Origin of the sequence: Enterococcus sp. 2STP, from assembly GCF_032465635.1 — a bacterium.
Lineage (GTDB): Bacteria > Bacillota > Bacilli > Lactobacillales > Enterococcaceae > Enterococcus_B > Enterococcus_B lactis.
In genome coordinates, this window is record NZ_JAWDJH010000026.1 from 1 (window position 1) to 11,894 (window position 11,894).

General features: G+C 39.5%; 9 protein-coding genes. 3 read left to right on the forward strand and 6 right to left on the reverse strand.

What is annotated here, in order from left to right; all coding sequences use genetic code 11:
- The first annotated feature begins 168 nt into the window (after window positions 1–168).
- The 3 genes from RWU19_RS12080 to RWU19_RS12090 are packed head-to-tail and all read left to right on the forward strand — an operon-like array spanning window position 169 to window position 4,351.
- Window positions 169–1,113: a MoxR family ATPase gene (locus RWU19_RS12080; RefSeq protein ID WP_316002581.1), complete on the forward strand. Its 945-nt coding sequence runs from the start codon at window positions 169–171 to the stop codon at window positions 1,111–1,113.
- A gap of 3 nt (window positions 1,114–1,116) precedes the next feature.
- Window positions 1,117–2,190, forward strand: coding sequence for a DUF58 domain-containing protein (locus tag RWU19_RS12085; protein ID WP_185022581.1), 1,074 nt, complete (start codon window positions 1,117–1,119; stop codon window positions 2,188–2,190).
- Window positions 2,180–4,351, forward strand: a complete 2,172-nt coding sequence (locus RWU19_RS12090) for a DUF4129 domain-containing transglutaminase family protein (RefSeq protein ID WP_123837708.1) — start codon at window positions 2,180–2,182, stop codon at window positions 4,349–4,351. Before RWU19_RS12085 ends, RWU19_RS12090 begins: the two co-directional genes overlap by 11 nt.
- A gap of 112 nt (window positions 4,352–4,463) precedes the next feature.
- Here RWU19_RS12090 and copB read toward each other — a convergent pair whose 3' ends face one another.
- The 6 genes from copB to RWU19_RS12120 all read right to left on the reverse strand — a co-directional run bounded on the left by copB (window position 4,464) and on the right by RWU19_RS12120 (window position 11,692).
- Window positions 4,464–6,635 (reverse strand): copper/silver-translocating P-type ATPase CopB, encoded by a 2,172-nt coding sequence (gene copB / locus RWU19_RS12095; protein WP_123837707.1) that lies wholly within the window; start codon window positions 6,633–6,635, stop codon window positions 4,464–4,466.
- 19 nt (window positions 6,636–6,654) lie between these two features.
- A complete protein-coding gene (locus tag RWU19_RS12100) occupies window positions 6,655–8,841 on the reverse strand; it encodes a heavy metal translocating P-type ATPase (protein WP_010732212.1) in 2,187 nt (728 codons plus the stop codon).
- A complete protein-coding gene (gene copZ / locus RWU19_RS12105) occupies window positions 8,841–9,050 on the reverse strand; it encodes a copper chaperone CopZ (RefSeq protein ID WP_002291786.1) in 210 nt (69 codons plus the stop codon). The genes RWU19_RS12100 and copZ overlap by 1 nt, the downstream gene beginning before the upstream one ends.
- A gap of 12 nt (window positions 9,051–9,062) precedes the next feature.
- Window positions 9,063–9,503, reverse strand: a complete 441-nt coding sequence (locus RWU19_RS12110) for a CopY/TcrY family copper transport repressor (protein WP_002291784.1) — start codon at window positions 9,501–9,503, stop codon at window positions 9,063–9,065.
- Window positions 9,504–9,576: 73 nt separating this feature from the next.
- Window positions 9,577–10,116, reverse strand: coding sequence for a topology modulation protein (locus RWU19_RS12115; RefSeq protein ID WP_123837706.1), 540 nt, complete (start codon window positions 10,114–10,116; stop codon window positions 9,577–9,579).
- A 109-nt stretch (window positions 10,117–10,225) separates the two neighbouring features.
- Window positions 10,226–11,692: an APC family permease gene (locus RWU19_RS12120; RefSeq protein ID WP_002291780.1), complete on the reverse strand. Its 1,467-nt coding sequence runs from the start codon at window positions 11,690–11,692 to the stop codon at window positions 10,226–10,228.
- Window positions 11,693–11,894: the final 202 nt, after the last annotated feature.

Below are 11,894 nucleotides of genomic sequence, written 5' to 3' on the forward strand. Positions count from 1 at the left end.
ATTACGCAAATTTCTCTCATTATTTTTTATTTTACTTAATTTAATTGTATTCTCATTTTAAAACGAATGTACTTTAAAAAAACATAATAAAATCACTTTGCTTGTAGGATGTATCCCCTTCCATTACAATTAAAATAAATAGTGATTTCATGAGAAGGTGATGTGAAAATGGAAGCTAAAATCGAAGAATCCAAACAAAAAATCGATCAGTTGATACAAGAATTAGAAAAAGCGGTCATCGGTAAACGTTCCACTATCCAATTGATGATTGTTGCCCTGCTAGCAGGTGGTCATGTCTTGTTCGAAGATATTCCCGGTGTAGGTAAAACATTACTAGTCAAAGCACTAGCAAAGGCTGTGCAAGGAACCTTTAGCAGAGTCCAATGCACACCCGATCTTCTTCCTAGTGATATTTTGGGCTTTTCCGTCTATAACTCACAATCAAAAGAGTTTGAATTTCGTCCGGGGCCAATCTTTACAACGATCTTGTTAGCAGATGAAATCAATCGTACGACTCCCCGTACTCAGTCAGCACTTTTAGAAGCAATGGCAGAGAATCATGCAACAATTGACAACAATACATACCCCCTAGACAATCATTTTTTTGTCTTAGCTACACAAAATCCAATCGAGTATGAAGGAACATACCCTTTGCCGGAAGCACAGCTCGATCGTTTTTTATTCCGACTACAAATTGGTTATCCTTCTTTTGACGACGAACTTCTGCTACTTTTGGATAAATTTGAAAAAGTGTTGGATAATTTGAAGGTTGTCTTGAACAGTCATGAAATAGAAGAAATAAAAACAAGTGTGGCGAATGTCTTTGTCAGTCCAGAAGTGGCATCTTATGCCTTGCAGTTAGTATCCGCAACAAGAATCCACTCTGCTATCCAGCTTGGTATCAGTCCACGAGGAAGCCTTGCCTTTATTCAGGCAGCAAAAGCCTATGCGTTGATCCATGGGAGAAATTACGTCACGCCCGAAGATTTGCAGGAGTTAGTTCCTTTCGTTTTTTCCCATCGCCTGATTTTTTACGATCGTTCATTGAAGGAAGACGAAAAGACACAAATGATCCATGCCCTTGTTGCACAAATCCCAATTCCCGTGAGGTAGATAATGGAAAAAGCCAAAGATTATTTCATTAATTTTGTGTTATTTCTGATATATTTCGTCATTGTCTTTTTTGCTCTTGTATTCAACAATTCTTTAGGGTGGTTCTTATTGGCCTTTTTTACTCTTTATGTATCATGGAGTGTGTTTTCACTAAGCACCTTTCTAAAGAAACTCTCTGTTACTTGCATAGTCCAGCCAGTCGTTTATCGTAAAAAAAGTATACAGGTTAGTTTTTCTATAGCCAAAAAGAGAGCTTTTTCTTTCCCTCTCCCTCGTTTACAGATCGTCTTTCCAGAGATCTTTGCAGAAAAAAAACAAGAAATATTGATCCTTACAAATAAACCGCAAGAAGTCCAAGTACTTTGGCAACCAAAAGAGAGAGGGTTCCATGAAGCATTAACCGTCATTTTTACAGCCTATGATAGTCTAGGACTTTTTAGAAAAAGGACAAGAAGAGAGCTTTCTTTTCCTGTGACTGTTCTTCCTGCTTTTCATAAGACTCAAGCAGAAACATTGCAGAGAGTTCTGGAAAAAAAACAACAGCTGAACGCGTATCAAAAAGGTCTTGATTTTCGAGAACATCGCTCTTATCGCCCCGGCGATTCTTTTAACCGAATCGATTGGAAATTGTCTGCTCATAGTCAAGAATGGTTATACCGCGAATACGAGTATCAAGAAGAAGAATATTCTCCGCTTCTTTGCTTTTGGGGTTCACCTAGCTTGAAATTTGACCATCTGCTAGATTTGTATTTTTCTTTATGGCATCTGAGAAAAGAAAAGCAGCCGGAACTTCTGATATTAGGCGACCGTACCTTTCATGGCAAAGATCCTGGATATACCTATTTTGCTTCTTTGAACGCTGGAGATGAGAAAACTTTTTTGGCACACTTGAAAAAACATGCAAAAAAACAAATCGTCCTCTTTATTCCTGCGCATTCTCCTGAAGTCTCAGAAGCTGTCGAAACATTGTCGAAAGATCGAACGGTCTATCTTGTTTATTTCGCAGAAAAACAAATCATGATCCAAGAAAAAGACAAGGTATGTTCATTGCCAGGAGGTGAATGGATTGACGATTAAATGGGAAAATTGGCTGCGCGGCGTTTACTCCTTTATGATACTAAGTGTAGGTGCTCCGATATTTGTAGCAGCTAATCAATTGCAAAACAGCTCCCCTCTTATCCTAACTATTGGTATCCTATGTCTTATTGTCTGCTGTATTTCTAAAAAATGGGTACGATTGCTACTTTCTTTGCCAGTAATGATTGGCTGTTTGTTTGCCTATTTTCCTTCAAAGATATTTTCTTTATTATGGGTCGTACAGTTTTTTTCGTCAGTTACAGAGGAATTCTTCCATCTATCCCAAGGTAAACTTCATTATTTACCAGAAAAGACAGCTTTTTTTCTCATATTGTTGTTGATCTATTTATTTATTACTTTGACCGTGGATTACGATTATTGGTATGCACCCTTTCTTGCGTTGATGGGTTACTTCATGATGCTTACCGTTTTTCGGGAAAAAGAACTATTGTACGAAATGATTGCGGTAGTAGCTGTTTTATGCGTATATTTGGCAGCAAGGCAATTTTTCGCCATCCGATTGTTGCCGGGAAACGCTCGATTCCAGTCGTTTACTACGATCCTGCTTATTTGTTTGTTCACTTTCAGCGCCATCTTGCCTTTATATCTCCCAAAAGTACACCAATCTCTTGAGGAAACGAGTGAACCGATCCGAGAATATCTTAATGATGAAGGGCTTTATGACACACTCCATGAGTACCAATTAACCGGAAGTGCCAGAACGGGTTTCAGTGAAAATGATGAACAACTTGGTGGTCCATTGTATGATAATGGTGAAGTTGTTTTTACAGCGAACCAGAAAGTAAACGGCTATTGGAAGATAGAAAATAAGAATCATTATACCGGTTCTGGATGGGTAGAAGATCCGGATGCACCCATCCAACCAATCCAAGAATTTCCTGTTGATATCACAAGCTACCAAACAGTTATGGAAGAAAAAGAAAACATTACATTGACGCTAAAAAACCAAGCTTTCTTACCTTATCCTTATGGAAATACTACCTTGACTGATTTTTCATTAGCCAGTGGACAAACGCTTTACTATTTGCCTGAAAGCCAACGATTCATCCCTGTCCCGAATGAATCGACGCGATTGGCGTCCTTACAAACAGAAAGATTAGCTTTTACGAGAGAAGAATTAAAAAGCAGTCAGTTAGCGGCCGATGATTTAGAAAATCAACAGACAAATCTTCAGTTGCCGAAAGGGTTGCCTCAACGCATTGAGGACTTGGCGATCGAATTGACCAAAAATGAAGCAACTTTAATTCGTAAAGTCGAAGCTGTCGAACAGTATTTGAAAACAAGCGGGAATTTTCGCTATTCCAAAACGGATACCGGACATACGCCTAAAGAACGCGATTATGTAGATTATTTCCTCTTCGATTCAAAAGTCGGCTATTGTGACAACTTTTCAACTTCTATGGTCGTCCTTCTTCGCACACTAGGCATCCCTGCTCGGTGGACAAAAGGTTTTACGGATGGGATTAGAACAGGTACAGATGAGCAAGGAAATGAGGAATACAGCATTCTCAATAGTCATGCTCATTCTTGGCCAGAGGTGTACTTTCCTGGGTTTGGCTGGCTTCCATTTGAACCAACCCCTTCATTTGCCAATCCAACTGTTTCACAACCAGCCGCTGAAACAACAGAAACCGTCCAATCTGCTGAAGAACAACCAAAAGAAAGCGAAAATATAGCAGAAACTATTACCAGTGAGAGACCTGCGACTATTTCGTCAGATAACACGACACTCACACCGTCTTATAAAATCGTCTTATTCAGCCTTGGGGTGTGTTTATCCGTCTTGTTGTTCTTTCTATTGTTATTTAGAAAATCTCTGCGCTGGACAAGTTATCTTATCTATCTTCATTTTTTTGCTTCTACTAATGCGGTTGCGTATCAAAAACTTCTCCACCATTTGGAAACACTGGTACCGCGCACCCCCGCAGAATCTTTGCAGGCATACAGCCAACGAATAGAACAAACATTCAATCTAGATCAACGTTTCATTCGATTAACTGCTCAATATGAAGCAGAAATATATGGGCGACAAGCAGATCCGGTAAAATTTGATAAAAAAACCTATTTAGAACTAACGCATATAATAAGAAAAACGGTATACAAAAAGGTTATGACAAAAGGGAGCAGCTTCAAAAAATAAGATAAAATTCCTGGAGAATCTACTTCTGGAATGCCGAGAACCAGCTGATTGAGCATCGATTATTCGTAAAAAAAGGTTGTGACACGTTTTTTGTCACAACCTTTTTTCATTATTATTTGATTTTCAATGTCAAAGCATTCAGCGCTACGACTACCGTACTTAACGACATCAAGACAGCACCAACTGCTGGACTTAATAGGATACCAATTGGTGCAAGTATTCCGGCTGCTAGTGGGATTGCGAGAATATTGTACCCTGCTCCCCACCAGAGGTTCTGGATCATTTTCTTTCGCGTTTGCTTAGCTAAATCAAGGAAATGCAAAATATCTTTTGGATCGCTGTTTGTCAAGACGACATCCGCAGAATCGATCGCGATATCTGTTCCTGCACCTATTGCCATCCCAATAGAAGCACGGGCTAAACTTGGCGCATCATTGATCCCATCACCCACCATGATTACTTTTTTCCCTTGGTCAAGATATTTCTGGACAACAGCTTCTTTATCATCTGGTAATAAACCGCCGTAATATTCTTCGATTCCTAAATAATCTGCTACTGCTTGAGCAGCATTTTTATTGTCGCCAGTAAGCATGACTGGAGTGATTTTCCTTTCCTTCAATGTTCGGATAAACTCTTTTGCTTCTGTTTTTACTACGTCACCTAAAGCAACGATTGCAGCTAGATGATTTTCTAAAATCAGGAAGCTGATGGTATTTCCTTGTTCTTGGTAAGGTTTCAATAATGCTTGTTCTACGTTTAATCCGAGACGCTCAACTTCTTTTTCATTAACTATTTTCACTTGTTGGTTTTTGACTGTTGCCTCTAGCCCAACTCCTGAAAGATTTTTTAGATTTTCGGCTTGATAAGGCTTGATTTCATGTTCTTTCAAATAATTCATAATGCCAACAGCCAATGGATGATTGGCATTCGCTTCCAATGCTCCTAAATATTGAAGGATTTCATTTTTATTGAACGCATCATCAAGAACTTCGACACCCGTTACCGTAAATTTTCCTTCTGTCAGTGTCCCGGTTTTGTCCAACATGATCACATCTAGATCATTGGCTTGCTCCAGTGCATTGCGGTTTTTCAATAGCAATCCGTTTTTAGCGGCGATCGATGTGGAACGAGCAACAACTAATGGGATAGCTAAACCTAGAGCATGAGGACAGGCGATGATAAAGACAGTCACCATGCGTTCCAATGCATTAGGAAGATCTGTCAAGAACAACCATGCGATAAATGCCAAGATACCGACAGTTAAGGCAACATAAAACAGCCATTTTGCCACTTTGTCTGATAATGACTCTAGCTTAGATTTTTCTCCTTGTGCTTTTCGCACCATTTCCATAACCTTCGCTAGATACCCATTTTCACCAGTTCCAGTTACTTCGATTTCGATCGTTCCATCCCCATTGATAGAACCGCCGATCACTTTGTCATTGGCTCGTTTTTTGATTCCTTTTGATTCGCCAGTCACAGCTGATTCATCAACGATTGTTTCACCTTTCAAGATAACACCATCTGTTGGCATTTTGTCACCGGAACGGACGATCAAATGATCGCCTTCCTTTACTTCTTTTAGTGAGACTGTCTCTTCTTTTCCTTCTTTCGTCAAGCGTTTCACTGATTCTGGCAGTAATTCTGCTAGTTTTTGTAAAGCATTGCTGGCATTCGAAACAGCGTTCATTTCGATCCAGTGACCTAGCAACATAATGACGATCAATGTAGCTAATTCCCAGAAGAAATCCATGACGTGCGTATGAGGATTGATCAGATTCGCGATAAACGAATAGACACTATAAATATATGCAACTGTAATCCCCATCGCGATCAGCGTCATCATAGCAGGACTTTTTTGTTTCAATTCCATTTTTGCTCCGCTTAAAAATGGCTGTCCGCCATAGATAAACAGTATAGTTGCTAAGATCAGTACGAGCCAATCCGAACCAGGAAATGTTATTTGGAAGGGAAATTCCATTCCCATCATCGGTGAAAAAAGAATGATTGGGATAGCTAGGATAAGCGATAGCCAAAATTTTTGTTTGAAATTCCCCATGTGCATGGAATGATCCATACCGCCATGTTCGTGATCCATGTGCATCGAATGGTTCATTTCTTTGCTGTCCGCTATATCTCCATGGTTATGTCCCATATGCATTGAATGGTCCATCTGGCTATGGTCATGCTTCATCTCCATCTGTTTTTCGTTTGAATGAGCACTTTCTTTGTTTCCTGCTTCTTTTTTATGCTCCTGTTTTTTCTCCATATCGTTCCCGTTCATTTTTACTCCATCCCTTCTCTTACTTTTTCATGTGCCGATTTAAGCTCAGGGAGTTCAACAATACACTGACGGAACTAAACGCCATCGCTCCTCCTGCAATGATTGGATTCAAAAAGCCTAATGCAGCAAAAGGAATGCCAATCGTATTATAGACAAAAGCCCAGAAAAGATTTTGTTTGATTTTTCTCAATGTCATTCTAGACAACTCGATTGTTTGAGCAATGGACGCCAAACTACTATTCATCAGCGTTACATCTGCTGTTTCCATCGCGATGTCCGTTCCACTTCCCATTGCCATACCAACATCAGCTAATGCGAGAGCTGGCGCATCATTGATTCCATCGCCTGCCATACCGACTTTTTTGCCATCTTTCTGCAGTTTTTCCACATAGGCTGCTTTATCCTCTGGAAGTACTTCGGCAAAGATGTGCATTGGATCAATACCCACTTGTTTACCGATCGTTTCGGCTGCCAGTTTGTTGTCTCCTGTCAGCATAAAGACATCTAATCCTTTATCCTGTAACTGCTTGATTGCTTGTTTGGCTTCTTGTTTGATTTGATCTGCCACGGCAATCAGCCCGATCACTTGCTTTTCATCAGCTAAAAACATGACTGTTTTTCCCTGCTGTTCTAATTCTAACGCGTGTTCTTGGTATTCATCAAATGATAGGTTCAATTCAATTAATCGTTTACGTGTACCCGCAAAATAGCGTACTCCGTTAATCGTACCGCTGATTCCAGCACCTGGATGAGCTGTAAAATCGATCATATCGTATGTTGCTGCTTCTTGCAGTTTTCCGTATTCCACGATTGCTTTACCTAGTGGATGTTCAGAAGCTTGTTCTAAAGTATAAAAAATAGATAGGACTTCTTTAGAACCGACTAGATCTGTAACTTTGGGCTTTCCTTCTGTAATCGTTCCAGTTTTATCCAAAACAATGCTGTCTAAGTGAGCAGCTGCTTCTAATGCTTCTCCGCCTTTAATTAAGATTCCGTTTCGTGCGCCAACACCCGTTCCTACCATGATAGCTGTTGGAGTCGCTAAACCTAATGCACATGGACACGCAATGACTAATACAGAGACGCTATGGATCAATGCAAGTTGCCAATCACCCGTGATCAATCCTGTCGCCACTAGCGTGATGAATGCAATGACTAAAACGATCGGAACAAAAATCCCTGAGATTCGATCCGCGATTTTTTGAATTGGTGCTTTGCTTCCTTGAGCGTCTTCCACCATTTGGATGATTTGAGCTAAAACTGTCTGCTTACCAACTTGTGTGACTGCCATATGAAGCAGACCATTCGTATTGATTGTTCCGCCAAAGAGTGTGTCATCTGGATTCTTTTCTACAGGAAGACTTTCGCCAGTAAGCATACTTTCATCGATCGCACTACTTCCTGAAATGATTCGACCATCTGCTGGGATCTGCTCACCAGGACGGATGACTAGCTGATCGCCAACGACGACTTCTTCAATCGCTAACGTTTCTTCTTTACCGTTTCTTATTACTTGAGCTGTTTTTGTTTGAAGAGACATCAATTGTTTGATTGCATTACCTGTTTTCGTTTTTGCTGTATGTTCCAAATATTTGCCGAGCAAAATCAACGTGATGATCATACTGCTGCTTTCAAAATAAAGATCTTGGGGATGTCCACGGAAAAATCCGTTGTAAATGCTCAATGCAAAAGCAGCTGATGTTCCGATTGCTACCAGTACATCCATATTTGGTGCTTTCGTCTTGATTGCATGATACGCCCCTTTATAAAAACGAGCACCAACATAAAATTGGACAGGTGTAGACAGAACTAACTGAACGATTGGCAGATGAAAAAAGTGAACAATTGCCGCATGGCTCCCCAACATCATGGCAATCATTGACAGCATCAATGGCAAAGTCAAAATCGTACTCAATACAAGATCGAATAGCATTTTTTTCAAATATGCTTGCTTTTCTTCCGCAATTTTTTGTTTATGGGCTTCATCGTACAAAATCGCACCATAGCCGATATTCTCTACGCTTTGGATTAATTTTTCAGTGGTCGTCCCTTCATATTTGACACTTGCTTTTTCAGTGGCCAAGTTGACTGTGGCATTGACAACACCAGGTTGTCCGTTCAGCTCTTTTTCGATCCTAGCAGAACAATTTGCACAAGTCATACCTGTAATGACGAATGTGTCCATTTTGGTTTCTGCTGCTGCCATCAAATCACCTCTGCTTTATATCCCAATCCATTGATTGCTTGACAGATCTTTTCGGATTGGACTTTTGTTTCATCAAACTTGACTGTACCGTTTGCTTTTTTCAAGTTCACTTTTACTTTCTGTACGCCGTCAAGTGCGCTTACCGCTTCTTCGACTCTTGCAACACAATGATTGCAGCTCATACCTTCGATTGAAAATTGTTGTTTCATTTTTTCTTCCTCCTATTGATGTTGTTTACATTCACATTGACCTGGGATACAGTTACATTCGATTGTTTCGACTGGTTGCTTTTGTTCTAATTGTTTCAAGATTTCATTGATATCTTCTTGAGTCAAAGTAGCTTCTTCTACTAGATCCGCAATCGTCTCTCCAATCCTTTTTGCACAGATATGGGAAAAAAGATTTTCCGTCGCACTACGAACTGTTTCCATCTCTGAGACAGCTGGATGATAAATGAATTTTTTTCCTTCTTGTTCTGTCCAGATCACTTCTTTTTTTACCAAACGTCCCAACAAAGTTTTGATCGTTGCTGGTTTCCAATCCATTGAATCAGCTAAGATCTGCGTGATTTCTTGAGCAGTCGTCTGTCCAAGTGTCCAAATAACTCGCATGATCTCCCATTCTGAATCGCTGATTTTTACCGGCGTTTTGACTTTCTCCATTTATTTCACACCTTTCGTTTACAAATGTAATCAATAACTTATGAATACAGATTACACTTGTAAACAAAAACTGTCAATTATTTTTGCTCTCTATTTTCAATTTAGTTAAAAATTCTTGTTTTTCCCCTCTTGTTTTAAGGATGATCAGTTTGTTTCGTGCATGGTTTTCTTGGATCAGCTGTTGTATTTTCGGTTCATTGTTTTCTTCAAAATGCCAGATAAAAGATAAAAATTCTACGTATTCCCTATTTAGTTTCTCTGTAAATGCTTCAGGCATATCTGGCCGTGATTTTTTGTTTATCTTTCTTTTTAGAGAACGCCAAACTACTCGGTAGATGGCGACATAACGCGGCACTTTAAGCCAAATGATTTTATCTGCTTCTTTGATTCTCACTTCTAACGTAGAAGTATAATTTCCTTCAACGATCCATGACGGATTAGATACCATAAACGATTGCTGTTCTTGCAAAAACCACTTTTTTGCCTGAATACTGTAATCTGTTGTATGCCATAAAAGGTCTAGCGGCAGTAGCGGAAAGCCCGTGATTTCTTTGATCTTCCTTGCGAGGGTCGATTTTCCCGACCCACTTTGTCCAATCACGATGATCTTCATGTTCCTCCCTCACTTCTCTTTGGAATTTGGTTCGATCATACCATTTATAACGCCACAAAAAAACAAGAGTTGGCTCTACACGCCAACTCTTGCAAGAAGTAATTTTATTTTAAGGCTGAACCACAGTTTCTGGCTCAGTGATTTCTTTATTTTTGTCTCGACGAGCGATGGCCGGCAAGATCATGCCTAATAAGATCAAGACGATTGGTGTGATGATATTCGTGAATAGCTGGAACCACCATGCTTTAGGATCCGCAGTATAATCTACTTTTGGCACCATTCCTAAGATACAGGCGAACGCAGTGAAGGCAAAGCACCAAGCACCGAAGATAAACCCGATTTTTGGATTTTTGACAAATTTATATTCAGAATTGAATTTCTTATAAGCTTTATTCAACATCATATACGCCAAGAATACCCATAGGTAACGCATTGGCATAACAACTGAGTTCAAGTTCGTCAACCATTTAACTAATTCATTCATATCTTTGATACCGAAGATTGGCAGCAAAATAATGATTCCTACTAGGATACCTGTCAAAAGATAGCCGTTTACTAATGTACCTTTATGACTACGTTTACGTAGCCAGTTTGGTACGAATTCTGGATCTGCATCTGCTAACAAGATTTTTAACGGTGCATCGATTGAAAAGGCTAATGCGGAGATTTGCCCGATCATATTTGTCAATGCGTAAATAATCATCAATGAGTTACCGATACCATAGTAATTACCTAAAATTTGAAAAGCACTGTATGCCCCATTTGCCATCAAGTCTTTAGGGATATTATCGCTAGCAAACAGCATGCCCATTGCGACTGAACCTAATACAGCACAAATCCCTACCATTGCTGCTAAGAAAATCATCCCTTTAGGAAATTCTTTTGCAGGGTTTCTTGTAGAGTTGACATAAGGGGATATTTTTTCCGCTCCTCCAACTGCAAACACTAACATAGAGACGGTTGTGAAATAACTGAAGTCAAAGGTTGGAATATATGTTTTCACTTGATTCATATGCGGTGTGGCAAATTCCATCGTTGGGTTGATGAACGGTGCCGTTACTGCTAAAAGAATAAATAGGATCGACATAACGAACATCGCTGTTCCGGCTAATCCGCCGATCACTTTCAACGTAGAAAGTCCTTTTGTTGATAAATATAAAAAGGCAAGAAATATAATAAGTGAAATAACTGCTACCATTTGGACTGACATCGTATTTACGATATTTCCGTTTCCTTGGACCGCCCAACCCCCTGCAATCAGGATGGCTTGAGGTTTTTGTGCCAAATAAGGAATATGCACGACCCAGTAAGTCCAAGCAGCATAATATGCCAGCCGTTTATTGGATGTCGTATTTTCGACCCATGAACTGACGCCTCCTTTACTATCCTTGAAGGCTGATCCTAATTGTCCAACGATCAATGCGTATGGAATGAAATAAATGGCTAGAATCAATAGCCAAGAGGTGACAACTGATACTCCTTGCTGGGCATAGTTATTAACTACATTCCCCATGCCCCAAACCATGTTGAATGCAATTAACGCAACAGTGAACCAGCGTAATTGTTTATTGTTCATTCGTTCTCTCCTTTATAATAAAAATTTGTTAACCAAATGTAATCATATTCAATTTTTAACAAACTTACAAGACAGCGTTATTTTATGTGTGTATTCTTTTATTTAATACACATCATTTTTTCATATTTTTTCCATCAAAAAAAGGAGTTGTTTTCTTTGATTTCATTGATTTTATTGTATTTAAAGCAATTTTGAATTTTCT

Excerpts from the sequence above, each read along its gene's own strand:
- RWU19_RS12080 (WP_316002581.1), top strand. The coding sequence starts at position 169 with ATGGAAGCTAAAATCGAAGAATCCAAACAAAAAATCGATCAGTTGATA.
- RWU19_RS12085 (WP_185022581.1), top strand. The coding sequence starts at position 1,117 with ATGGAAAAAGCCAAAGATTATTTCATTAATTTTGTGTTATTTCTGATA.
- copB (WP_123837707.1), bottom strand. The coding sequence starts at position 6,635 with ATGAACGGGAACGATATGGAGAAAAAACAGGAGCATAAAAAAGAAGCA.
- RWU19_RS12100 (WP_010732212.1), bottom strand. The coding sequence starts at position 8,841 with ATGGCAGCAGCAGAAACCAAAATGGACACATTCGTCATTACAGGTATG.
- copZ (WP_002291786.1), bottom strand. The coding sequence starts at position 9,050 with ATGAAACAACAATTTTCAATCGAAGGTATGAGCTGCAATCATTGTGTT.
- RWU19_RS12110 (WP_002291784.1), bottom strand. The coding sequence starts at position 9,503 with ATGGAGAAAGTCAAAACGCCGGTAAAAATCAGCGATTCAGAATGGGAG.
- RWU19_RS12115 (WP_123837706.1), bottom strand. The coding sequence starts at position 10,116 with ATGAAGATCATCGTGATTGGACAAAGTGGGTCGGGAAAATCGACCCTC.
- RWU19_RS12120 (WP_002291780.1), bottom strand. The coding sequence starts at position 11,692 with ATGAACAATAAACAATTACGCTGGTTCACTGTTGCGTTAATTGCATTC.